Source organism: Geodermatophilus sp. DSM 45219, assembly GCF_900104025.1.
Taxonomy (GTDB): Bacteria; Actinomycetota; Actinomycetes; order Mycobacteriales; family Geodermatophilaceae; genus Geodermatophilus.
The window spans coordinates 655,426-678,715 of record NZ_FNIQ01000003.1; the positions used below are offsets into that span (position 1 = coordinate 655,426).

Annotated in this window: 17 protein-coding genes; 10 read left to right on the top strand and 7 right to left on the bottom strand. The window is 77.1% G+C overall.

The features are described 5' to 3' along the window. Nucleotides 1-7 precede the first annotated feature (7 nt). A complete protein-coding gene (locus tag BLR12_RS12180; protein ID WP_091378059.1) occupies nt 8-646 on the bottom strand; it encodes an MBL fold metallo-hydrolase in 639 nt (212 codons plus the stop codon). Between the two features lie 128 nt (nt 647-774). Here BLR12_RS12180 and BLR12_RS12185 point away from each other — a divergent pair, with 128 nt between their 5' ends. Further along, complete coding sequence (locus tag BLR12_RS12185) at nt 775-1,005, top strand: hypothetical protein (RefSeq protein ID WP_091378062.1); 231 nt, start codon at nt 775-777, stop codon at nt 1,003-1,005. A gap of 49 nt (nt 1,006-1,054) precedes the next feature. Here the strand turns inward: BLR12_RS12185 and BLR12_RS12190 are convergent, their stop codons facing one another. Both BLR12_RS12190 and BLR12_RS12195 read right to left on the bottom strand, forming a co-directional pair. After that, entirely contained in the window at nt 1,055-3,595 is a 2,541-nt protein-coding gene (locus BLR12_RS12190; RefSeq protein WP_091378064.1) for a helix-turn-helix transcriptional regulator, read from the bottom strand. Beyond that, entirely contained in the window at nt 3,592-5,562 is a 1,971-nt protein-coding gene (locus BLR12_RS12195) for an Hsp70 family protein (protein WP_176832474.1), read from the bottom strand. The genes BLR12_RS12190 and BLR12_RS12195 overlap by 4 nt, the downstream gene beginning before the upstream one ends. Before the next feature lie 285 nt (nt 5,563-5,847). On the opposite strand from BLR12_RS12195, the gene BLR12_RS24520 reads away from it, so the two are divergent. The 3 genes from BLR12_RS24520 to BLR12_RS12210 all read left to right on the top strand — a co-directional run bounded on the left by BLR12_RS24520 (nt 5,848) and on the right by BLR12_RS12210 (nt 10,914). Next, nucleotides 5,848-7,035 carry an IniB N-terminal domain-containing protein gene (locus tag BLR12_RS24520; protein ID WP_176832475.1) on the top strand — a complete coding sequence of 396 codons (1,188 nt, stop codon included), beginning with the start codon at nt 5,848-5,850 and terminating at the stop codon, nt 7,033-7,035. A gap of 113 nt (nt 7,036-7,148) precedes the next feature. Continuing rightward, nucleotides 7,149-8,954, top strand: coding sequence for a dynamin family protein (locus BLR12_RS12205; RefSeq protein ID WP_091378571.1), 1,806 nt, complete (start codon nt 7,149-7,151; stop codon nt 8,952-8,954). A gap of 304 nt (nt 8,955-9,258) precedes the next feature. Then, the gene (locus tag BLR12_RS12210; protein ID WP_091378070.1) at nt 9,259-10,914 is read left to right on the top strand and encodes a dynamin family protein; all 1,656 of its coding nucleotides are present in this window, start codon (nt 9,259-9,261) and stop codon (nt 10,912-10,914) included. A gap of 536 nt (nt 10,915-11,450) precedes the next feature. On the opposite strand, the gene BLR12_RS12220 is transcribed toward BLR12_RS12210, so the two are convergent. The 3 genes from BLR12_RS12220 to BLR12_RS12230 all read right to left on the bottom strand — a co-directional run bounded on the left by BLR12_RS12220 (nt 11,451) and on the right by BLR12_RS12230 (nt 15,071). Beyond that, the gene (locus BLR12_RS12220) at nt 11,451-12,227 is read right to left on the bottom strand and encodes an enoyl-CoA hydratase-related protein (RefSeq protein ID WP_091378075.1); all 777 of its coding nucleotides are present in this window, start codon (nt 12,225-12,227) and stop codon (nt 11,451-11,453) included. Nucleotides 12,228-12,435: 208 nt separating this feature from the next. Next, complete coding sequence (locus BLR12_RS12225; RefSeq protein ID WP_091378077.1) at nt 12,436-14,094, bottom strand: AMP-binding protein; 1,659 nt, start codon at nt 14,092-14,094, stop codon at nt 12,436-12,438. A gap of 2 nt (nt 14,095-14,096) precedes the next feature. Further along, complete coding sequence (locus BLR12_RS12230; RefSeq protein WP_091378080.1) at nt 14,097-15,071, bottom strand: cyclase family protein; 975 nt, start codon at nt 15,069-15,071, stop codon at nt 14,097-14,099. Between the two features lie 380 nt (nt 15,072-15,451). Between BLR12_RS12230 and BLR12_RS12235 the strand changes: the two genes are divergently transcribed. Both BLR12_RS12235 and BLR12_RS12240 read left to right on the top strand, forming a co-directional pair. Next, entirely contained in the window at nt 15,452-17,113 is a 1,662-nt protein-coding gene (locus tag BLR12_RS12235; protein ID WP_091378083.1) for a serine/threonine-protein kinase, read from the top strand. A gap of 111 nt (nt 17,114-17,224) precedes the next feature. Then, a complete protein-coding gene (locus tag BLR12_RS12240) occupies nt 17,225-18,691 on the top strand; it encodes a protein kinase domain-containing protein (protein ID WP_091378085.1) in 1,467 nt (488 codons plus the stop codon). A 7-nt stretch (nt 18,692-18,698) separates the two neighbouring features. Here the strand turns inward: BLR12_RS12240 and BLR12_RS12245 are convergent, their stop codons facing one another. After that, on the bottom strand, nt 18,699-19,448 hold the full coding sequence (locus BLR12_RS12245) for a hypothetical protein (protein WP_091378088.1): 750 nt from the start codon (nt 19,446-19,448) through the stop codon (nt 18,699-18,701). Nucleotides 19,449-19,570: 122 nt separating this feature from the next. On the opposite strand from BLR12_RS12245, the gene BLR12_RS12250 reads away from it, so the two are divergent. The 4 genes from BLR12_RS12250 to BLR12_RS12265 all read left to right on the top strand — a co-directional run bounded on the left by BLR12_RS12250 (nt 19,571) and on the right by BLR12_RS12265 (nt 23,267). Next, entirely contained in the window at nt 19,571-20,845 is a 1,275-nt protein-coding gene (locus BLR12_RS12250) for a competence/damage-inducible protein A (protein WP_091378091.1), read from the top strand. Next, nucleotides 20,845-21,198, top strand: a complete 354-nt coding sequence (locus tag BLR12_RS12255) for a hypothetical protein (RefSeq protein ID WP_091378094.1) — start codon at nt 20,845-20,847, stop codon at nt 21,196-21,198. The genes BLR12_RS12250 and BLR12_RS12255 overlap by 1 nt, the downstream gene beginning before the upstream one ends. Beyond that, the gene (locus BLR12_RS12260; protein WP_091378096.1) at nt 21,195-21,590 is read left to right on the top strand and encodes an SRPBCC family protein; all 396 of its coding nucleotides are present in this window, start codon (nt 21,195-21,197) and stop codon (nt 21,588-21,590) included. The genes BLR12_RS12255 and BLR12_RS12260 overlap by 4 nt, the downstream gene beginning before the upstream one ends. 423 nt (nt 21,591-22,013) lie before the next feature. Next, nucleotides 22,014-23,267, top strand: coding sequence for an HNH endonuclease signature motif containing protein (locus tag BLR12_RS12265; protein WP_369803439.1), 1,254 nt, complete (start codon nt 22,014-22,016; stop codon nt 23,265-23,267). The last annotated feature ends 23 nt before the right edge of the window (nt 23,268-23,290 follow it).

Consider the following 23,290-nt stretch of genomic DNA (forward strand, 5'->3'; position numbering starts at 1 on the left):
CCCGACCTCAGAGGTCGACGGAGTCCCCCGGGGCCAGCCGGCTGAACGGGGTCGGCGTCCCCGGGCCCCGCTCGCCCAGCAGGGCGCCGACGAGGCCCAGCCCGGTCTCGTTGAGCAGCCCGTCGTGGATGGCGTACGCCTGGTCGGCGTCCACGGCCCGCACGTAGTCGATCACCTCCGCGGTCTTCGACCACGGGGCGTGCACCGGCACCAGCAGCGTGGCCACCGGCTCCCCGGGCACGGTGAACGCGTCGCCGGGGTGGAAGACCACGCCGCCGACCAGGAACCCGACGTTCCCGATGCGCGGCACCTCCGGGTGGATCACCGCGTGCAGCTCCCCGTGCACGGTCACGTCGAACCCGGCGACCTCGACCGCGTCGCCGTCCCCCACCACGTGCACGCGGCCGGCCGGGCCGTCCAGCTGCGCGGCCACCGAGCCGTTGGTCCAGACCTGCAGCTCCGGGTCGGCCGCCATCGCCGCGCGGAGCACGTCGGGCGCGAAGTGGTCGGCGTGCTCGTGGGTCACCAGGACCGCGCTCGCGCCGTCGAGCGCCGCCGGGTCGGTGAAGGCGCCGGGGTCGATCACGAGCCGCCGGTCGTCCTCGCCGAGGACGACGCAGGCATGGCCGTGCTTGGTCAGCTCCATGACCGCATCCTGCCTCCGGCCCGGCGGACCCGCCCGTGCCGCCTCCGGGTGGACGTCCTCACCCGGAGGGGTGACACCACCCGGTCCGGCCGTCACCACCGGAGCCCGTGCTGCCGACCACTGGGGGCATGAGCGCTCCCGCCCTGGTCGCCGCCCCCGTCCTCGTCGCCGCCCGCAGCCGCGCGCACGGCCCGACCGCCGCCCTGTGGCACGCCGTCGAGCTGCACCGCCCGGCCGCCGAGGTCGACGGCGCCTGCGAGCTCACCGTCTGCGGCTCGCTGGCCCGCGTCGAGGTCGAGCAGGCCTGGCCGACCCCGGCCCGCGACGTCTGCCCCTCCTGCCTCGTCCTCACCCGCTGACGGGGTGGCCCCCCTGCAACGTCCCGCCGCGGCCCCGTGAGGGGGCCGCTCAGGCGGGTTCCTCGGCGAGCTCGGCACGCAGCCGCGCCAGCAGGTCCGAGCGGGTGCCCGCGCCCAGCCGCTGGCGCATCCGCGACACGTGGTGCTCCACCGTCTTCGCCGAGATGTAGAGCCGCCCGCCGATCTCGCGGTAGGTCTGCCCGGCCACCACCAGCCGGGCCACCTCCCGCTCCCGGTCGCTGAGCGCGCCCGTGCCCACGGCCGGCGTCGGCTCACCGGCCGGCCGCGGCGCCGGCACCGCCGCGGCGGTCTCGCAGCCGGCGCTGTCGGCCAGTGACCGCGCGCAGCCCAGCAGCACCGAGCGGGACCGCTGGTCGGTCGCCCGTGCCGCCGCCTGCCCGGCCAGCCGCGACCCGTCCCAGCCCAGCCCCACCGCGGTCAGCTGCTCGGCCGCGGCCACCACGCCGTCGGTGTCGACGTCCCCCGACAGCACGCGCAGCCAGGTACGCCCGGCCCTCGCCAGGACGGCCGCGTAGGGGCTGGTCCGCGAGGCCGCCACCAGGGCCGCCGCGTGCGGCCGCAGCCCGTCCGGGTCGTCGGCCAGGATCGCCGCCTGCGCGCCGCTCCAGTGCAGCGGGCTGGCCCACAGCGGCGGGTCGCCCAGCCGCCCCAGCAGGGCCTGCGCCTCGGCCAGGTGCGGGCGCAGCCGCTCGCCGTCCCGCAGCCGCGCCCCGGCCACCACCAGCTCGCCGAGCGGCAGCAGGGTGACCAGGTCCACCGGGTACCGCACCACGGCCTCGCGCGCGCGCACCCACGCCTGCACGAGGGCCGGCAGGTCGCTGCTGCGCCGCGCCAGGCCCACCTCGAGGGCCTGCAGGACGACGTCGTCGCGCGGTTCGAGCGGCCCGCCGTCCCCCTGCACCTGCGCGACCTGCTCGCGCGCCCGCGACACCCGGCCGGCCAGCATCGCGATCCACGCGAGCAGCAGCCGGTGCCGCCGCCGGCAGGGTGGGCCGCCGAGGTCGGCGTCCACCGCACGCTGCAGCACCGACTCCGCCACCCCCAGCTCCCCGCAGTGCAGTGCCACCAGCGCGGCCAGGGCCGCGGGGGAGTCCACCAGGAGCGCGGTGCGCCCCACGGGCTCCAGCAGCGCGGCCGCGCGGGTCAGCGTGGAGAGCGCGGCGGCGATGTCGGCGGCGGCGTCGTCCCCGGTGCGCAGCGACTGCAGCACCCCCTGCGCGGTGAGCTCCTCGCTGACGGACAGCACCGTGGGCAGCCCCGGCGCGGTGCGCGCGTCCTCCAGGGCGGCGGTCGCCGCGTCGGGCTCACCGGTCGCCAGGAGGGCCAGCGCCGCGGAGCCCGCGCGTTCGGGGCCGGCCAGCCGGCACAGGCCCGCGGCGCGGGTCAGCAGCCCCCGCTGGGCCAGCACGGCCGCGGCCACCCCGGCCGCGCGGGCCCGGTCGGGGGCGGTCTCGTCGGCCAGCGCGGTGTCGGCCCACTGCAGCGCGCCGTCCAGGTCGCCGGCCAGGGCTGCGGCCTGCGCGCGCCGGCCAGCCAGCGACGCCACCGGCGCACCGCTGCGCGCGGCCTCCCCGAGCAGCTGGGCGGCCAGCGCCGGGTCGTCGGTCAGCGCGGCCTCGCCGTGCCGCTCCAGCAGCAGCGCCGCGTGCCGGTCGCGGACCCGTTCCGCGGCCAGCCGCCGGGCCAGCTCCAGGGGCTCGTCGCCGCGCTCGACCAGCAGCGCCAGCAGCTGGCGGCGGACCCGCCGGGTGACGTCGGGCGGGGTGGCCGCCAGCAGTCCCCGGGCGGCGAGCGGCACGACCTCGCCGGCGTCCAGCAGCAGGCCGGTCGCCCGGCCCGCCTCGAGCAGGTCGACCGCCCGGTCCGCCGGCAGGCCGAGGACCTCACCCAGCACGTCCTCGTCCAGCGGCGCCCCCGCGGCGAGGGCGTGCAGCAGCGCGCGGGTCTGCTCGTCCACGCCGGCCAGGTCCGCGCGGACCCGGTCGGTGACCTCGTCGGGCACCACCAGGCGGCCCGGCTGCGCGGGCACCCCGCTGCGGTCGCGCCGGCCCAGCGCCCGCAGCAGCGGGAGCGCGTACGCGGGCAGGCCGCCGCTCTGGACCAGGACGGCGTCGGCGAGCGCGGGGGCCAGCCCCTCGCCCAGCAGCTCGCGCGCCCAGCCGCGCAGCTGCCCCCGGTCGGCGTGCCCGAGGACGACGGTGCGGCGGGCGGGGCCCAGTTCGGCGAGCAGCGCGTGCAGCGGCGCGGGGCGCGGCCACGGGCGCAGGGCGAGCACGACGCGGGCGGCGGGCGACCGCAGCAGGCCGCCCAGGCGGACCACGTCGTCCCCGGTCAGCCGGTGGGCGTCGTCGACGACGACCGCGACCGGGCCGGGCAGCGCGGCCGGGTCCTCCGGGACGGCGTCGAGCACCGCCAGCCCGGCGCGCTCGTGCGCGGTGGCCAGCTCGGCCAGCAGCAGCGACTTCCCGGTGCCCCCCGGCCCCTGCACCGTCACCACGGCCGGCGCCCGGCCCGCGGGGGCGGTCAGCTCGCGGACCAGCTCCGGGGTCCATGCGGTCGCGGTGGTCACGGGGTGCCCGCCGTCGTCGCCGCGGCCGTGCCGGGAGCGGCGTCGGCCGCTATCGCGGGAGCCGGCTCGGCCGTCGGCTCCGCGGCGGGCGGCTCCTCGGCCGGGGGCGGTGCAGGGACGGGGTCCACGGGCGCGGGCTCCACGGTCTCGGGTGTCGCGGGCGGGGGCGCCGGCTGCTCGACCGGGGTCTCCCCGGCCGGCGGCTCGCTGGTCCCGGGCGTGGTGGGCGGCTGCTCTGGGGTGGACGGCTCCGCCACCACGGGCGGCGGTCCGGCCGACGTCTGCGGCGCGGTCGGACCACCGGTCGCCGGTGCGGGGGCGGTGGCGGTCGAGGTCCCGGCACCCGGGGTGACGGCGCTCGGGGTGCCGGCCGCGCGGGACGGGCCGGCCGCCGCGCTCGACGACCCGGGGGCGGTGCTCCTCGGCGACGACGTGCCCCGACCGGGAGCCGGTGCTCCGCCGGTGCGGGCGGCGGTGGCGATGGCGGCGGCCAGGCTGGTCCGCGCAGGTGACCCCGCGGCGGGGGCGGCGGCCGCTGCGGGAGCCCCCGCGGCCCGAGCGGACGAGGTGTCGCCCACGGCGGCCGAGCCCCGGGCCACGACGTCGCCGTCGTCGGCGGCGGCCGCCTCCTGTCCCGCGGGAGGCGGCGCGAGGACGGCGTCGTACAGACCCGCCGCGGCGGGTCCCAGGGTCAGCAACCCGAGTGCCAGCCCGGTCACGACCGCGCCGCGGCCCAGCCGGGCGCCGCGCCGCACGGCCGGGCCCGCCGGCCGGGGCGGTGATCCCGGCCGGGTCCGGTCCTGCCCCGCCCGGGCGCTGCGGGGGCGCGGGAGGGCGGGTGCCGGGCGGTCGTCGTCCGCGGCGGGGTCCGTACCCACCGGCACGGCGGCGATCGGGACCACTCCGGCGGGCTCCGCCACGGCGGGTGCGACGACGGCCGGCTCCGGCACGCCCGACTCCTCGGCCGCCAGCGCTCCGGCGGCCAGCGTGGCCGCCCCGAGGGCCGCGGTCAGGGCGGGGTCGGCGCCCACGACCAGCGGCCGCCCCAGCTCGCCGGAGAGCACCTCGGCGACCAGTGGCACGCGCACCCCGCCACCGGCCAGCACCACCGCGTCGAGGTCCGCCGCCCGCAGCCCGGCGGCCGCCACCGTGGCGGCCAGCACCGCGGCGGAGCGCTGCGCGGGCTCCGCCAGCACCTCGTCGAGCTCCTCGCGGGTGAGCCGCACCGGTCCGCCCGGCGTGCGGACCTGCACGACGGTCGCGGTCGACAGCGCCTCCTTGGCCGCCACGCACGCCGCCCGCAGCCCCGCGGGGTCCGCGGCCGGCGTGTCGAGGCAGCCGGCGACGTGCGCCACGACCGCGTCGTCGACGTCCCGGCCGCCCCAGGGCAGCGGTGCGGGCGGGCCGGCGAGGTGCGCCAGCGGCTGGTCCGGCGTGGGACCGACGACGGCGGTGTCCAGCGCGCCGGCCCCCAGGTCGTAGACGGCGACCGTCGGCTCGGCCGGCAGGTCCCCGGCGGCCACGTGCGCGGCCACCGCGGCCACCGCGCTCGACACGAGGGAGAACCGCGGGACGCCGGCCTCGGCGAGCGCTGCGGCCAGGACGGCGCAGCGGTGCCCGGCCCAGGACGGCGGCACGGTGACCACCGTCCACGCGTCGGGGCGGCCCGCCTGCTCCGCGGCCAGCTCCCGGACCCGCACGACGGCGGCGGCGACCAGGTCGGCGGCCGGGACCGCCCGACCGCCGGCGTACACCGGTACCCCGTCGCCGACCCGCGCCAGCAGCGGCCGGAGTCGCGCCGTCCCGTCGGCGGGGACCAGGGCGAGCGCGCCGTCGTCCCCGACCGCCGCGGTGACCCGCCCCTCCGCGAGGGGCAGCGCGCACACCTGCCCGTCCACCGTGCAGACCGCGGCGGAGACGGCACCGTCCCCGACGTCGATCCCCAACCCGTACTCGCCGTTGCGCACAGGTCCCCCTGCCTGACTGCTGTCCCGGGTCCAGGTCCGGACCGGCGGGTCCCTCGCAACGTAGGTCCCACCCGTCCGCCCTGTCTCGCCTGTCGACGGGACGGACCGACGGCGGACCGTGAGGAGGGGGCGACACCCCGCAGCCCCTAACGCACAGTCAGCGGGCATCCCCCAACGACGCCGGACGACGGGGGCGCTCTCCCCGATGCCGGGGCGGGGCCGGTGGGAGTGGACTGCGCCGCAGCAGCCGACCGACGGCGGACGGCTCGGGACCCAGGAGTGCGCATGTCCACCATCGCGAGCACGCTGCTCGACTTCATCCTCGACCTGTTCCGCGACCCGGAGAAGGCCGCCGCCTACGAGGCGGACCCGCACGGCGCCCTGGAGGCCGCGGGCCTCGGGGGTACCACGCCGGAGGAGGTCGCCGACCTCGTGCCGATGGTGCAGGACTTCTCCACCTACGGCGGCTGGAACGGCGGCTACGACGACGCGGGCGGCCGCGGCCAGGACGACGACGACGACGAGGGCGGCCGCGGCCGCGACTGCGACGCCGACGACCGGAGCGGTTCGTCCCCGAGCGCGGCCGACGACGACGACCACCACCACGGCGACGTCGAGCCGGCCCGGCGGCCCGACCACGACGAGCACGACCACGGCCACGGTCACTCCCCCGCGCCGGTCGGCGGCACCGAGACGGTGGTCATCACCCACCTGCAGGAGGTGCACTACGCGCACACCGAGACCACGGTGGAGATCGACGCCTCGCACAGCATCTGGGTGAGCGGCGACGCGCAGGCGATCTTCGGCGAGGTGGAGGGCGACGTCACCAAGATCGACAACGACGGCGGCATCGTCGCCGGCGACGACGTCGAGGACGTCTCGATCGACAACAGCGACAACTCGGTGAGCGACTCCTACAACACCGACGTCGAGGTCGACATCGAGGACAGCCCGATCAACGTCGGTGGCTCGCAGGCCGTGGACAGCTTCAACGGCAACGAGGACAACGACGTGACCGCCGACGACGGCGGTCAGGTCGGCGACAACACCTCCGTGCGGGTGGACGACGTCACCGTGGTCAGCGACTCGGAGAACGTCGGCAACACCACCACGGTGACCGACAGCTTCAACGACGAGTCCGACAACTCGGTCGAGGTCGAGGTGGAGGACTCGTTCAACGACAACTCCACGGACAACCAGGACTCGTTCAACGACAACTCCACGGACGTCGACGTCCAGGACTCGTTCAACGACAACTCGTCGGACGACGACGTCGACAACTCGTCGGACGACGACGTCGAGGTCGAGGTGGAGGACTCGTTCAACGACAACTCCGAGCGGACCGACAACTCCGACAACTCGATCAACGACTCCTTCGACGACGAGTCGGACAACTCGACGGACATCGACGTCGACGACAGCGGCAACGACAACTCGGTGAACGACTCCGTGGTCGACTCCGAGATCGACTGACCGTCACCGCGCACGCCGGGTCCCGGTCGCTCCACGGGGGAGCGACCGGGACCCGGCCGCGCTCTGTCCCCGACGGCCCGCCGGTGGTAGGAACCGGTGCCCAGGAGGTGTCCGTGGTCACGACGGTCCAGGTGCTCGACCGCGCGCTGGCGCTGGCCGAGGCGTGCGAGCGGCCAGACCTGCACCGGCGGCTGCTGCAGGCCCGCGCCCGCAGCGAGGACCCGCGGGTCCGGGTGCTCGTCGTCGGTGAGCCCAAGCAGGGCAAGAGCTCGCTGGTCAACGCCCTGGTCGGCGCGCCGGTCTGCCCGGTGGCCGACGACGTGGCCACCGTCGTCCCCACGGTGGTGCGGGCCGGCGAGGCCCCGCGGGCCAGCCTGGTGCTCGCCACGGGGTCGCGGGCCGACGACGACGGGCCCACCGAGCGGGTGCCGGTGCCCATCGACCAGGTGGCCTCCCGGGTGACCGGCGAGGGGACCGAGCGGCTGGTGCAGGCCGAGGTGGAGCTGCCCCGCCGGCTGCTCGACGGTCTGGAGATCGTCGACACCGCCGGGGTGGGCGGCGTGGGCTCGCACCGGGCGCTGCGCACCGTCGACCTGCTGCCCACCGCCGACGCCGTCCTGCTGGTGTCCGACGCCAGCCAGGAGTTCACCGCCCCGGAGATGGCCTTCCTGGAACAGGCCGCGGCGCTGTGCCCGACCGTGGTCTGCGTGCTGACCAAGACCGACGCCTGCCCGCACTGGCGGGAGGTGGCCGAGCTCGACCGCGGCCACCTGGCGGGCCGCGGGGTCGAGGCGCCGGTGTTCGCGGTCTCCTCCGCGCTGGCCCAGCTCGCCGTGCAGCACCGCGACCGCGAGCTGCACGAGGAGTCGGGGATCGGCGCCCTGGTCACCCACCTGCGCCGCGAGGTGGCCGACCGCGCCGAGGTGCTGGCGCGCCGGGCGCTGGTGCACGACCTCACCGCGGTCACCGACCACCTGTCCCTGGCGGTGCGCTCGGAGCTGGCCGGCCTGGAGGACCCGGCGCACCGCGACGAGCTGCTGCGCGGTCTGGAGGACGCCCGCGCCGCCGCGGACGACCTGCGCCGCCGCTCGTCGCGCTGGCAGCAGGTGCTCGCCGACGGCGTGGCCGACCTGGTGGCCGACATCGACTTCGACCTGCGCGACCGCTCGCGCACGGTGATCCGCGAGGCCGAGGAGGCCATCGACGCCCAGGACCCCGGCCCCATGTGGCCCGAGCTCGCCGAGTGGCTGGACCGGCGGATCGCCGCGGCCGTCGCCGACAGCTACGTGTGGGCCGAGCAGCGCTCCGAGTGGCTGGCGGCGCGGGTGATCGAGCAGTTCGCCAAGGACGGCGGCGGTGCGGTGCCCGCGCTGTCGGTCGGCGCGGCCGGCGACGCGCTGGAGGGCCTGGTGGACCTGCCGGAGCTGGACGACGGCTCGATGACGCTGCGCGAGCGGACTCTCATCGGGCTGCGCGGTTCCTACACCGGCGTCCTGATGACCGGACTGGTCACCAGCCTGGCGGGGATGGCGATCATCAACCCGGTCTCGGTCGCCGCCGGCGTGCTGCTGGGGCGTAAGGCCTACAACGACGACAAGCAGCAGCGCCTGCAGCGGCGTCGGTCGGACGCGAAGGCCGTGGTGCGCCGGCACCTGGACGAGGTGGTGTTCCAGGTGGGCAAGCACCTCAAGGACCGGCTGCGCACCGTCTCCCGCACGCTGCGCGACCTGATCAGCGACACCGCCGACGAGATGGCCCGGTCGCTGGCCGACGCCGTGGCCGCCGCCCAGCGTTCGACCCGCGAGGCCACCGCCGAGCGGGACGCCCGCATCCGCGCCCTGCGGCAGCGGCGCGAGCAGCTCGACCGGCTGGCCGCCGACGTCCGCGCGCTGGGCAGGGCGGCGGTGCCCGCCACGTGACCGAGCCCGCGAGGTCACGCAGGGGTACAGCACCGCCGGGCACGGGGACGACGAGCGCCGGCGAGGAGGGCACGTGACCGAGCCCGCGAGGTCACGCAGGGGTACAGCACCGCCGGGCATGGGGACGACGAGCGCCGGCGAGGAGGGCACGTGACCGAGCCCGCGAGGTCACGCAGGGGTACAGCACCGCCGGGCATGGGGACGACGAGCGCCGGCGAGGAGGGCACGTGACCGAGCCCGCGAGGTCACGCAGGGGTACAGCACCGCCGGGCACGGGGACGACGAGCGCCGGCGAGGAGGCCACGTGACCGAGCTGGACGACGTCCGGGCGCTGCTCGACGAGGCGCTGGCCCGCTACCAGGACGTACCCGCGGTCGCCGACCGGCTCGCGGCGCAGCGGCGGCGGCTGGACGAGCCGCTGCGCCTGGCGCTGGTCGGGCGGGTGAAGTCGGGCAAGTCGACGCTGCTCAACGCCCTGGTCGGCGCGCGGGTGGCGCCCACCGACGCCGGCGAGTGCACCCGGGTGGTCACCCACTACCGGCACGGCGCCACCCCGCGGGTGGAGCTGCACGGCACCGACGGCGGCCGGCGGACCCTGCCGGTGCGCCGCGCGGACGGCGGCCTGCGGCTGGAGCTCGGCGGCACCCCGCCGGAGGAGGTCGCGCAGCTGGTCGTGGACTGGCCGGCCGACGACCTGCGGCCGGCGACCGTCGTCGACACCCCGGGGATCGCGTCGCTGTCGACCGGCACCAGCACGCGCACCCGCGAGTTCCTCGGCACCGACCAGGGGCCGGCCGGCGCCGACGCCGTCGTCTTCCTCACCCGCCAGCCGCAGCCCGAGGACGTCGCCGTCCTGGCCGCCTTCCAGGCCGGCACCGGCGGAGCGGGCGCGCTGACGACGACGATCACCGTGCTCTCCCGCGCCGACGAGGTCGGGGCCGGGCGGCTCGACGCGCTGGCCGCCGCGGAGTCGGTGGCCCGGCGGATGTCGGCCGACCCGCAGGTGCGCGCGGTGAGCTCGGCGGTGCTGCCGGTGGCCGGGCTGCTGGCGCTGGCCGGCCGGACCCTGCGGCACGGCGACTTCGTCGCGCTGCGCACGCTGGCCTCGGCCGACCAGCAGCAGGTGTCCCGGATGCTGCTGACCGCGGACCGGTTCACCCGGGCCGACGCGCCGGTGCCGCTGTCGGTGGAGGTGCGGGCCGCGTTGCTGGACCGGCTGGGCCTGTTCGGCATCCGGCTGTCGGTCGCCCTGGTGCGGACCGGCGTCCCCGACGCCTCGGCGCTGGCCGACGAGCTGCTGGCCCGCAGCGGGCTGGCCGAGCTGCAGCGGCTGCTGCGGGTGCAGTTCACCGAGCGGGGCACGCAGCTGCGGGCCGGGACGGCGCTGCGGCTGCTGGCCGACGTCCTCGACGAGCACCCGCTCCCCGCGGACGACGACCTGCGGGCGGACCTGGAGCGGCTGCGCCTGGCCACCCCCGACCTGGCGGAGCTCGACCTGCTGGCCCGCTCCCGCGCGGCGGCCGGCCCGCTGCCGGAGCACCTGCGGGCCGAGGCGGAGGGCCTGCTCGGCGCCGCGGGCACCGGCCCGGCCGCCCGGCTGGGCCTGCCGGAGGGCACCCCGGACGGGCAGCTGCGGCGGGCCGCCCTGGACGCGCTGGCCCGCTGGCGCGACGCCGCCGACGACCCGCTGGCCTGGCGGGCGACGGCGGACGCCGCGGAGGTCGTCGTCCGGGCCTGCGAGCGCCTGCTCGCCGGGCTGGACCGGTCAGCCGCGGAAGGCCCGGGCCGAGCGGCTCAGCAGCGGGACGGGGGCGACCACGAACAGCCCGGCGGCGGCTACGAACGCCCACCGGTCGAGGTCGGCGCCCCCGGCGACGACGGTCTGGGCGACGTCGAGCGCGAGCACGGCCGGCACCGCGGTGAGCAGCAGCGCCCAGCGCGCCCAGCCGCGCCCGCGTAGCACCAGCGCCGTCCACACCAGGGAGACCGCCACCAGGGCGGCGACCCCGCCGAGGACCAGCGCGACGGTGGCCGCCACGCCGTCGGCGACCAGGTCGGCCGGGGCGGCGGGGTCCTCGGCGGTCGCGAGCGCGGCCAGCCGGTCGCGCAGCGGACCGAGGTCCAGCAGCGCGCTGGTGAGGCCGGTGACCGCGGCCAGGCAGCCGGCCCACCACAGCGCCGCGGTCAGCCGCACGGACGCCGGTCGGGGCGTGGGGGTGCGGGCGACCGGCGGGGCGAGGTCGCTGGTCAGGGCCGGTCGGGGCGGGGGCAGCTCCTGGGCGACGTTGCCGGTGAGCACGACCCGCCGGGGCAGGGGGTGGTGCGCCGCCGGCTGCCGGACCTCGTCGGACCTGGTGGACCCCGTCACGTGCCGCCCCTCCCGTACGCCGCCGGACCGCCGCAGCCTGTCACCGGATCGGCAGCCGGTCGGCTGCCCGGGGGGCCGGCCGACCGGACCCGCTCGTGTCGGTACCGGGAGGAGCGCGGGGTGCGCGCTCAGTGACCGGTGAACTGCGGGGCGCGCTTCTCCAGGAAGGCCTCGACGGCCTCGCGGTGGTCGTCGGTGCGGCCCAGGCCGGTCTGCAGCCGGGCCTCCAGCGCCAGGGTGTCCTCGAGGGAGTCGGTGGCGGCCGTGGCCAGGACGGTCTTGATCGCGCGGTAGGCGGCGGTCGGGCCGGCGGCCAGCCGCGCGGCCAGCGCCTGCGCCTCGGCGAGCACGCGCCCGGGCTCGACGACCCGGTGCACCAGGCCCCACTGGGCGGCGGTCTCGGCCAGGAACGGCTCGGGCAGCAGCAGCAGCTCGGTGGCCCGCGAGCCGCCGACGCAGTGCACCAGCCGGGAGGCCAGCGCGGAGTCACTGGACAGCCCGATGCCGGCGAAGGCGGTGGTGAACTTGGCGCCCGCGGCGGCCACCCGCAGGTCGCCGGCGAGCGCGATGCCGAGCCCCGCGCCGGCGGCCGCACCGTTGACCGCCACGACGACGGGCACCCGCAGCGCGGCCAGCGCCAGCACCAGCGGGTTGTACTCGTCCTCGACGACCGACAGCGACGTCGCGGCGTCCCCCCGCAGGGCCTCGACGTGCTGGCCGAGGTCCTGGCCGACGCAGAAGGCCCGGCCCGACCCGGTGAGCACCACGGCCCGCACCGAGTCGTCGGCGGCCACCTCGCGGACGACGTCGAGCAGCTCGCGCCGCGACCGGTGGGTCAGCCCCGGGCGCAGCATGGTGATCGTGGCGACGCCGCCGGCGTCCTCGCGGGTCACGGTCTCGGGCATCGTCGCCCCACCTCGTCCTTCGTCGTCGTCCTGGCGCACGTCGCAGCGTCCCGGCTCACGCTGCAGGGTCCTGGCTCACGGTCGACGGTGAGCCAGGACCCTGCACGATCAGCTCACCTGATCATCGCGGAGCGTTGTCGCGGTGCTGACGGCGACCGTTCCGCCCTCGCTCCGCTCCTCGGTCGCTGGCGCTCCCTGCGATGCTCACTCAGGCGTCACGGTCGCGGAGCTCCCGGCGGAGGATCTTGCCGGTCGTCGTCTTGGGCAGCTCGTCGACGATCTCCACCGTGCGCGGGTACTTGTAGGCGGCCATCCGCTCCTTGGCGAAGGCGATGACCTCCTCCGCCGTCACCGTGGCCCCCGGCTTGAGCGAGACGAACGCCTTGACCGACTCCCCGCGGTACTCGTCCGGGACGCCGACCACCGCCGCCTCGCGGACCGCCGGGTGCCCGTAGAGGACGTCCTCGACCTCCCGCGGCCAGACCTTGTACCCGGCCGCGTTGATCATGTCCTTCTTGCGGTCGACCAGGTAGAACCAGCCCTGCTCGTCCATGAACCCGACGTCCCCGGTGCGCAGCTCACCACCGGGCAGGGACTCCGCGGTCGCCTCGGGCTTGCGCCAGTACCCCGGCACCACCTGCGGCCCGGACGTCACGATCTCCCCGACCTCGCCGGGCGGCAGCTCCGCACCGTCCTCCCCGAGGATCCGGACGACGGTGTCGTAGACCGGCACCCCCACCGACAACGCCCCGGAGTGGGGGTCCACCGGCGCCCGCCGCCCCAGCGGCACCGCGTGCGAGGGCGAGTTGGTCTCGGTGAGGCCGTAGATGTTGTGGATGTACCGGCCGGTCCTCTCCTCGAACGCGTCCGTGACCGCCGGGGCGATCGGCGCGCCGCCGGAGTAGATGGTGCGCAGCGAGGCGAAGTCCTCCCGCCCGACGCCGGGCACCCCCGACAGCGCGATGAACACGGTGATCGACCCCACCGTGAACGTCGGCCGGTGCTCGCGGATCGCGTCCAGCACCACCTCGGGGTGGAACCGGTGGGCCAGCACCAGCGGGCACGGCACCAGCAGCGCGACGGCGATGTGCCCGATCAGCCCGGTGATGTGGAACAGCGGTGCGACCCCGAGCACGCTGTCCTCGGGCGTCAGCCGCATCCAGTCCCGGTAGGTGGCGGCGTTGAACACCATGTTGGCGTGGGTGTTCATCGCCCCCTTGGGCACGCCCGTCGTCCCCGAGGTGTAGGTCAGCACCGCCACGTCGTCCCGGGACAGGGACGCCGGTTCCGGCGCGCGGCCGGCGTGGGTGGCGACCAGCTCCTCCAGGTCGAGCGTGCCGTCGGGCCGGTCCCGCTTCACGTCCCCGAGGACGCGGGGGTCGTCGCGCGACTGCCGGTCCAGCGGCGAGCAGGTGACGACGGTGCGCACCTGCGTCTCCGGCAGGACGTCGCGGGCCACCGACGTGTACAGCTCCTCCAGGCACAGCAGAGCCGTGGCGCCGGAGTCGGTGAGCAGGTACGTGAGCTCGCGCGCCTTGTTCATCGGGTTGATCGCCACCGCGGCTCCGCCGGCCTTCCAGACGCCGAGCAGCCCGATGACGAACGCCGGGTCGTTCTGCACGTAGAGGCCCATCCGGTCGCCGGGGGCGAAGCCGGCCCCGGTCAGGCCCACGGCCAGGGCGTCGGAGGCGGCGTCGAGGTCGGCGAAGGTGAGGACGCCGTCGAAGTAGCGGATCGCGACGGCGTCCGGCGCCGCCGCCAGCGAGGCCTGGAAGACCTCGAGCACGGTCTCGTGCTCCGGCGTGGTGCCGGCCGGCCGGTCCTCCGGGTAGAGGGCCAGCCACGGCCGGTCGGTGTAGACGCCCACGGCTACTTGATCGCGATCGGGTTGACCGGGGCGCCGGTGGCCTGGTGGATCTTCAGCGGCGCGGCGGCGTAGAGGAACGCGTACTGCCGGTCCTCGGCGCAGTCGGCGGCCAGCTCCTCGAGGTCGGCGATCTCGCTCAGGGTCACCCCGAGGTTGCGCATGAGCGCGCAGTGCAGCGGCAGCGCGGTGCCGTTGTTCGGGTCGAAGGTGACCTCGTTGGCGATGGTGTCGGTGGTCAGGTTGGGGATCTCCATGTCCTGGAACCAGCGCACCAGCTCGGGGCTGTAGACCAGGCCCGGCTCGTTGAAGCCCTCGTAGAACGCCTCGCCCTGCTCGTGGAACAGCTTCAGGAAGTTGGTCCGGATGAGCAGGACGTCGCGCGGCTCGATCCGGGTGCCCTGGGCCTCGGCGCAGGCCATCAGGTCCTCGTGGGTGAAGGTCTCGCCCTTGTCGAGGTTCTCCTTGCCGCGGAAGCGGGCCATGTCGAGCAGGATGCCGCGGCCGACGACGCCCTTGCGGGCGATCGGCTCGACGCTGGCGCGGTCCATGCCGCCGACCGTCGTCCGGGCGTCGTAGCCGTTCCAGATCTGCCCGTCGTACCAGACGTGGCCGAGGGCGTCGTACTGCGTGGAGCCCTGCAGGAAGGCGTTGATCTTGTCGTCGGCGTAGTGCAGGCCGCCGGGGAACTGCGGGGCGTCGGGGGAGTCCCAGGTGGACTCGTCGAGGATCATGGTGCGCTCGGCGGGCTTGCGGCCCGGCCACACCGGGTCGCCCTTCGGGTCGCCGATCAGCCGCTGCAGGGTGAACACCTTCCCCTGCCGGACGTGCTGGACGCCGCGCAGCACCTCCTCGGCGGTGAGGTAGTTGAGCGCGCCGACCTCGTCCTCCGGGCCCCACTTGCCCCAGTTGGTGGGTGCGTCGGCGAGCACCTCGGTCATGTCGGGGACCGCCGGGGCCTGCTGCTCGGTGTTGGTCATGGGGGGACGTCCTCTCCGTCGAGTCGTGTCCGCGGCGCGCCCGCCGCCGGGGTGCCCACCGTCACAGTCCGGTCGAGCGGCTGGCAAGGCGGGACACGGGGCTCCGGGGCGGCGTGCAACGTCGTGCAACGTCCCGCGAGCGGCCTCCCCGACCGTGGCCGGATCGTGACGGGACGGTCCCTCCGGAGGCCCCCGGGCCTGGCAGCATGGACGGCGGACGACGGGCGGCGCCGTCCTCCGGGGACGGCGGCACCTCGCAGTCGGCGCCGTTCCTGCACGGCATGTGTAGCGGGGCGGGCTGCGGGACATCCACAGCCAGGGGCACCGGCGTCCCCGGGGTGCAGTGGACAGCCGGGGTCACAGGCGAGGAGTGAGCCACCGTGGTGGAGCCGGGTCGACACAACCTGGGTGGCCGGTACGAGCTCGCCGAGCTGATCGCCGCCGGCGGCATGGGGCAGGTCTGGCGCGGCACCGACGTCCTCCTGGGCCGTCCGGTCGCGGTCAAGGTGCTGCGCAGCGAGTACACCGGCGACCCGACCTTCCGCGCGCGCTTCCGCGCCGAGGCCCAGCACGCCGCCGGGCTGAGCCACCCCCACATCGCCGCCGTCTTCGACTACGGCGAGACCGAGGCGACCGACGGCAGCGGCGAGACGCTGGCCTACCTGGTCATGGAGCTGGTCGAGGGTGAGCCGCTGTCGGCGCTGCTGCAGCGCGAGGGCCGGCTGACCCCGGCCGCCACGCTGGTGCTGCTGGAGCAGACCGCCGCCGCGCTCGCCGAGGCCCACCGGGTCGGGCTGGTGCACCGCGACGTCAAGCCGGGCAACATCCTGGTCCGCGCCGACGGCAGCGTGAAGATCACCGACTTCGGCATCGCCTGGTCGGCCGGGAGCGTGCCGCTCACCCGGACCGGCCAGGTGATCGGCACCCCGCAGTACCTCGCGCCGGAGGTCGCCGAGGGCCAGCACGCCGTGCCGGCCAGCGACGTCTACGCCCTGGGCCTGGTCGGCTACGAGTGCCTCACCGGCCACCCCGCCTTCGACGGGGACAACGCGGTGACGATCGCGCTCAAGCAGGTGCGCGACGACCCCGAGCCGCTGCCCGACGACCTGCCCGGCGGCGTCCGCACGCTGATCCGCCGCGCGCTGGCCAAGGACCCGGCGTCGCGGATCCCCGACGCCGCCGCCTTCCTCGCCGCGGTCGAGGACGTCCGCGCCGGCCGTCCCCAGCCCGAGCCCGCGCCGACCCGCAGCGTCGCCCTGCACCCCGGCCCGCCCCCGGTCGCGGGCCCGGCGGAGGGCCCGGCCACGCGGACGGTCCGCCCGCCGTCGCCCCGCCGGCGCGGCGCGGCCGCCGTCCTGGTGCCCGTGGTGACGCTGCTGCTGGGCGCCGGCGCCGCCGCCGGTGTCTTCGTGGCCGTCTCCAGCGACGAGGGGGACGCCGGCCCGACGGTGGTCGCCGCGCAGACCGAGGACGCGCGGATCGTGCTGGCCCCCGATGACTACGTCGGCCGGCAGGTCGACGAGGCGGCGCTGGCGCTGTCCGCGCTGGGGCTGCTCGTGCAGCGCGTGGAGGAGGTGACCGACGCCGCCGAGCCCGGCGCGGTCACCGCCGTCGACCCGGCCGGCGCGCAGCTGCGCCCGGGCGACACCGTGCGGGTGCTCTTCGCCGTCGCGCCGGAGCCCGCCCCGCGGCCGCAGCGCGACCGCGCACCGGAGACCTGGGCGTCCGACCGGTGGGACGACGACGAGGAGGAGCCGGTCCGGGCGGCGGAGCCGGAGCCCGAGCCGGAGCCTGAGCCCGCTCCCGAGCCGGAGCCGGAAGCCGCGCCCGACCCGGCGGAGAGCAGCGCGCCGCCGGCGCCGGTGCAGGACGGGCGGGAGGCCGGCACCCCGCCGACGTCGTCCTCCTCGGCGCCGGCGACCGCCGCGCCGTCGTCAACGGCACCGGCTCCGAGCGACCCGGCCCGGCCGTCCGGCCCGGCATCCGGGAACCCGGCTCCGGCCGGCGGCGACGCGGAGGACCGGGGCCGCACCGAGCGCTGAGGGCGCCCGGACGGGTGAGCCCGGCGGCCCGGGGTTTCACAGCGGGGTCCAGGTGGCACCCTGGAGGGCCGCGGCGGACCGCCGCGACCGGGGGACGGGCAGGAGGAACGGGTGGCCGAGCCGGGGGTGCGCACGCTCGACGGCCGGTACGAACTGCTCTCGCTGCTCGCCACCGGCGGCATGGGCCAGGTGTGGCGGGGTCACGACGCCCTGCTGGACCGGCAGGTCGCGGTGAAGGTCCTGCGCAGCGAGTTCACCGGCGACCCGACGTTCCTCGCGCGGTTCCGGGCCGAGGCCCAGCACACCGCGCGGCTGGTGCACCCCAACATCGCCGCGCTGCACGACTACGGCGAGGTCGTCACGGCGCACGGGGAGACGCTCGCCTACCTCGTGATGGAGCTGGTGGAGGGCGAGCCGCTGTCCGCGCTGCTCGCGCGCCGCGGCCGGCTGGACCCGCAGCGCACCCTCGACGTCGTCCGGCAGACCGCCGCGGCACTGGCCGTCGCGCACGCCGCCGGGGTGGTGCACCGCGACGTCAAGCCCGGGAACGTGCTGGTCGGCTGGGACGGCGTCGTCAAGATCACCGACTTCGGCATCGCCTGGTCGGCGTCCAGCGTGCCGCTGACCGGCACCGGCCAGGTGGTCGGCACCGCGCACTACCTCTCCCCGGAGCAGGCCGAGGGCGGCAAGGCCGGCCCGGCCAGCGACGTCTACGCACTGGGTGCGATCACCTACGAGTGCCTCGCCGGACGGCGGGCCTTCGACGGTGAGAGCCCGGTGCAGATCGCGCTCGCGCAGATCCGCGACGAACCCGAGCCGCTGCCGGACGACGTCCCCGCGCCGGTGCGCACGCTCGTCGCCCGCGCCCTGGTCAAGGACCCGGCGCTGCGCTTCCCCGACGGCGCCGCCTTCCGCGCAGCCGTCGACGCCGTGCGCGCCGGCCGCGCGCTGGCGCCACTGCCGCCCCCCACCACGCCGCTGCCGGCCGCGGGCCCCCGCCGCTCGCGGGTGCTGGTCCCGGCGGCCGCGCTGCTGCTCGGCGCGGCGCTCGGCGTGGGCGCGCTGCAGGTCGCCGGTGGGGAGGACCCCGGGACGCCGGTGGCCGTGGCCGACACCGAGGCCCCGTCCCCCGCGCAGGTGGAGCCGGTCGCGGCGCTGGTGGTCACGGCGGCCGACCACCTCGGGCGCCCGGCCGACGAGGTCGAGGCGGCGCTCGCCGCGCTCGGCCTGCGGGTGGGACGGGTGACCGTGGAGCGCTCCGACGTCCCGGCCGGTCAGGTCGTGGAGCTGGGGCCGGTCGGCGCGCTGTCCCCCGGCGACCTGGTCACGCTGACCGTCGCGGCGTCCCCGCCTCCGCCGCCGCCCGCGCCGGCTCCCGCGCCCGCCCCGGCCCCCGATCCCGCCCCGGCCCCCGCGCCCGTGGTCGTCGTCGAGCCGGCGCCCGCGCCCGTCGCCCCGCCGGCTCCGGAGCCGGCTCCCGCGCCCGACCAGGACGAGGACGACGAGGAGTCCGGCCCGGGCAAGGCCAAGGGCAAGGACAGGGACTCGTCCGGCCGGGGCAACGACCGCGACGACTGAGTGCGGGTCAGTCCCGGCCGCGGCGGGGGGCGACCCACAGCGCTGCCCCCAGGGCGGCCAGCGCGGCGGTGAGGACGAAGCCGCGGTCGCTGTCGACCCGGGGGAGCACGACGAGCACCCAGAACACGGCCACGCCGGTCAGCCCGCCGGCGGCGACCTTCCACGCCGCGTCGGGCCGCAGCCGGGCCGCCGGGACGAACCGGCCGGCGTAGGGCAGCGCGCCGAGCAGGGCGGCCAGGGTCGCGAAGACCGACCACAGGGTCACCGCGGACCACAGGGACACCTCGCCGAAGCCGACCGCCAGGCCGACCTGCAGCAGCAGGAGGGACAGCGCGGTCAGGCCGGTGCCCACACGGACGGCCCGCTCCTCCGCCGGGCGCGGGCTGCGCGGTGCGCGCGGGGTCCTCGGCCGGCGCGGGGTCCGGGCGCTGCGGGCCGGGCGAGCCGCCTCCGGGGTGTGCGGCGCGCCGAGAGGGTGCCGGGAGGTGTCCGCGGGCGGCGGGGTCGCGGCACCGGGTGGGCCGGGCGGCGGTCCGACGGGGCCGGTGGGGTGGACGTGCCCGGTCTGGCCGGGCGGCTGGACGCCCTCGATCGGACCCGTGGGCCGGACGCCCCCGGCCGGCGGCTCGGCGTCCACGCGGGGGAGGTGGTGCGTGCCGGTGACGGTGGCCGTGGTGCCGACCCCGATCTCCTGGGTGCCGGGGCCGGCAGGGTCCCGGGGCGCGGGCGTCTCGGGGGTGGTGATCGGCTCCGTCACGGTGCCTCCTCGCTCGCGCGCCTGCACGCGCCGGACCGGTTCGTCCGCGCACGCTATCGCCGGGGAGTCCCACCACCCGGCACGAAACGCGGGCGTGCCGACGGCTCGTTAGGGTCGGCCGGGTGGCCGTGCGCGCAGGGATCGTCGTCACCGGGACCGAGGTCCTCACCGGCCGCGTGAGCGACCGCAACGGCCCCTGGCTGGCCGAGGAGCTGCGCCGGCTCGGCGTGGACGTCGGCACGGTGGTCGTCGTCGGCGACCGGCCCGAGGACCTGCGCGACGCGCTGCGCTTCCTCGCCGGCGAGGACGTCGTCCTCACCACCGGCGGCCTGGGGCCCACCGCCGACGACCTGACCGCCGAGATCGTGGCCGGCGTGCAGGGCCGGCCGCCGGCGCTCGACCCGGCGCTGGAGCGGCAGATCGCCGGCATCGTCGAGGGGCTGATGGAGGGCCGCGGGTGGCGGGCGGACCCGGAGGCGACGGCGGCCGGCGTCCGCAAGCAGGCGATGGTGCCCGAGGGGGCGACCGTGCTGCCGCCGGTCGGGACGGCGCCGGGGCTCGTCGTCCCCCCGGCGGACGGGCGGGCCGGGCCGGTGGTCGTCGTCCTGCCCGGGCCGCCGTCGGAGCTGCAGGGCATGTGGCCGGCCGCCCTGGCGGCCGAGCCGGTGCGGCGGGCGCTGGCCGGCCGCAGCGAGCTGCGCCAGGAGACCCTGCGGCTGTGGGGCACGCTCGAGTCGCAGCTGGCGGCGACGCTGCGGCAGTCGGACTGGGCGGGCCTGGAGATCACCACGTGCCTGCGCGAGGGCGAGCTGGAGATCGTCACGCGCTACGGGCCCGACGCGCAGCCGGAGTACGACCGGCTGGTCGAGGCGGTGCGGGCGGCGCACGGCGGGACGCTGTTCTCCACCGGCCCGACCCTCGACGAGCTCGTGGCGTCGGCCTTCTCCTCCTCCGGGCTGACCGTGGCGACGGCGGAGTCGTGCACGAGCGGGCTGCTGGTGGCCCGGCTGACCGAGCGGGCCGGGTCCTCGGCGTGGGTGCTGGGCGGGGTGGCGTCCTACGCGAACTCGGCGAAGGAGGCGCTGGTCGGCGTCCCCCCGGACGTGCTGGCCTCGTACGGCGCCGTGAGCACGCAGGTGGCCGCGGCGCTGGCCGAGGGGGCGCGCGCCCGGTTCGGGGCGGACGTCGGCGTGGGCATCACCGGCATCGCCGGACCCGGCGGCGGGACGCCGGACAAGCCGGTCGGCACCGTGCACCTGTGCGCCGTGGGGCCGTCCTCCGAGGGGCTGCCGCGCTCGGTCGTGCTGCCCGGCTCGCGCTCGGCGGTGCGGCAGCGGTCGGTGGCCCTGGCGATGCACATGCTCCGCCAGCTGCTGGTCGGCGGGCCGCCCGCCTGATGGAGCTGCTGACGCCCTCCGCCCGGCAGCTCTCGGCGTACGGCAGTTCGGGCGCGGAGCTGCTGCGGGCGGCGCTCGTGCAGGAGCCGCAGGACGGCTTCGCGGTGGACGTCGTCCGGCTGGCGGCGAGGGGGTCGATCGGGCGGCACCCGACGCCGCCGTGGCAGCCGTTCCTTATCGTCTCCGGCCGAAGCTGGGTGTCGGGCCCGTCCGGTGACCGGCGCCCGCTGCGGGCCGGGGAGGCGGCGCCGTGGGCGCCGGGGGAGGACCACGCGTCCGAAACCGACGAGGGCCTGACCGCCGTCGTGGTGCAGTGCCGTGCCCGGTCCCTGTCCGACGTGGAGGTGCCATGACGACCCTGACGCTGCACGCGACCGGACCGGTCGGACCGGACGAGGCCTGGGAGCGCTACGCCGTCCCGGCGCGCTGGGCGGACTGGGCGCCGCAGATCACCGGCGTCGAGCTGCCGGTCGCCCGGCTGGTCGCCGGGGTGCGCGGGCGCGTGCGCGGGCCGCTGGGGGTGACGCTGCCCTTCGTCGTCGACGCGGTCGACGAGGCGGCGCGGCAGTGGGCGTGGACGGTGTCGGCCGGGCCCGTGCGGCTGCACCTGGTGCACTGGGTCGCCGAGGGGCCGGACGGCGGCAGCACCACCGGTCTGCGGGTGACCGGCCCGGCGCCGGTGGTGGTCGGCTACGCCCCGCTGGCGCACCTCGCGATCGGCCGGCTGGTCCGCCCGCTGAGCTGATCGGCAGCCGACACGCGCGGTGATCTCCCGCCCCAGCTCGGTCTCGCCCCACGGCGGCCACGAGTGCAGCCCGGCCCGGCCGAGGAGGGCGCCGGTCGCCCGGTCGACGAGCGCGCTCTGGCCGTAGCTGTTGCCGCCAGGCGGTCTCGAACCTCGCCACCTGGACGGCGGTGCCCGCGGCGTCGAGCGCGATCCTGCCGATGTACCGGGCCACGTTCGGGTCGGCGTAGACCTCGATGAGCGCTGCAGTGGCTCCGCCGAGGGCGGTGGCACGAGCAGGTGCTCGGCCTCCAGGTGCACGGAGCGGCACGCTGACCGGGATCGTGGCAGACGTCGTGTCAAGGCCGGGCGCTCATCTGTGGACATGGCGCTGAGCTGGGGATTCATGTGGCATGGCGCGCTCTGGACCGCTATTATTCGTACATGTGTTCGATCGATGAGGTCGGGGGCGTGGAGGCATTGACCTCGGCGCTGGACACCCTCGCCGGCGAGGACCTGGCGCCGTTGTTCGGCCCGGCGCTGCTGGAGCGGCTGGGTCCGCTGCTGGTGGCGCAGAACCGGATCGCGGCGGAGGTGGCGCGCACGGTGCGGGAGTGCGAGGTGTCCGGCGCCGCCGAGCACGACGGGCTCAAGACCATGGGCTCCTGGCTGCGCGGGCACGGGCACCTGTCCGATGCCCAGGCCGCGCGGGTGGTGCGCGCCGGGCGGGCGCTGGCGCACCTGCCTGCGATGGCGCAGGCGTTCGCCGCCGGGCAGGTCACCGCCGAGCAGGCCGCGGTGCTGGGCCGGGTGGCCGAGCCCGAGCACCTCGCGCTGGCCGCCGAGCAGGGCGTGGACCTGGCCGCGGTGGACGCGGTGCTCACCGAGGTGGCGGTGACCCGGCCGTGCGCCGATGTGGCCAAGGCGGTGCGGCACTACCTGGACCGGCTGGACGCCGACGGCCTCGAGCCCGACCCCACCGAGGGCCGCCGGCTGGTGATCGTGAAGCACGCCGACGGCAGCATCACCGGCCGGTTCGACCTGGACGCCGTGGGCGGGGAGCGGCTGCAGACCGCGCTGGAGGCGGTGGTGCAGGCCGGCCGGGGCGCCGGGGATGAGCGGACCCGGTCCCAGCAGCTCGCCGATGCGCTGGTGCAGCTGTGCGACACCGCCCTGGCCGCCGGCCGGCTGCCGATCCTGCGCACCGTGAAGCCGCACGTGGTGCTGCGCATCGACCTCGACGACCTGGCCGACCCGCACGCCGGCCCAGGTGTCGCCGACCTCGGGTTCGGGGCGACGATCTCCGCCGCGCGCGCCCGCTGGGTCGCCTGCGACGCCGGAATCACCCGCATCGTGTTGGGTCCCGACGGCGTCCCGCTGGACCTGGGCCGGGAGCACCGAGTGGTCAACGCGCACCTGCGCAAGGCGGTCGAGCACCGCGACGGCGGGTGCGTGTTCAGCGGCTGCGGGGCGCCGACCTCCTGGTGCGACGTGCACCACCTGCTCGAGTGGGTCAACGGCGGCGAGACGTCGCTGGAGAACTCCGCGCTGCTGTGCGAGCGGCACCACACCAAGGTCCACCACGGCTTCCGGGTGGAACGGCAACCCGACGGCCGATGGCGCACCTGGCGACCCGACGGCACCCAGATCCGCACCGGACCAGGACGCACCGGCCCATCACTCGCCGCCGCGGCCTGACCGCACGCTCACCTGCACGACCC

Excerpts from the sequence above, each read along its gene's own strand:
- BLR12_RS12255 (WP_091378094.1), top strand. The coding sequence starts at position 20,845 with ATGGAGCTGCTGACGCCCTCCGCCCGGCAGCTCTCGGCGTACGGCAGT.
- BLR12_RS12230 (WP_091378080.1), bottom strand. The coding sequence starts at position 15,071 with ATGACCAACACCGAGCAGCAGGCCCCGGCGGTCCCCGACATGACCGAG.
- BLR12_RS12180 (WP_091378059.1), bottom strand. The coding sequence starts at position 646 with ATGGAGCTGACCAAGCACGGCCATGCCTGCGTCGTCCTCGGCGAGGAC.
- BLR12_RS24520 (WP_176832475.1), top strand. The coding sequence starts at position 5,848 with ATGTCCACCATCGCGAGCACGCTGCTCGACTTCATCCTCGACCTGTTC.
- BLR12_RS12220 (WP_091378075.1), bottom strand. The coding sequence starts at position 12,227 with ATGCCCGAGACCGTGACCCGCGAGGACGCCGGCGGCGTCGCCACGATC.
- BLR12_RS12265 (WP_369803439.1), top strand. The coding sequence starts at position 22,014 with ATGTGTTCGATCGATGAGGTCGGGGGCGTGGAGGCATTGACCTCGGCG.
- BLR12_RS12260 (WP_091378096.1), top strand. The coding sequence starts at position 21,195 with ATGACGACCCTGACGCTGCACGCGACCGGACCGGTCGGACCGGACGAG.
- BLR12_RS12185 (WP_091378062.1), top strand. The coding sequence starts at position 775 with ATGAGCGCTCCCGCCCTGGTCGCCGCCCCCGTCCTCGTCGCCGCCCGC.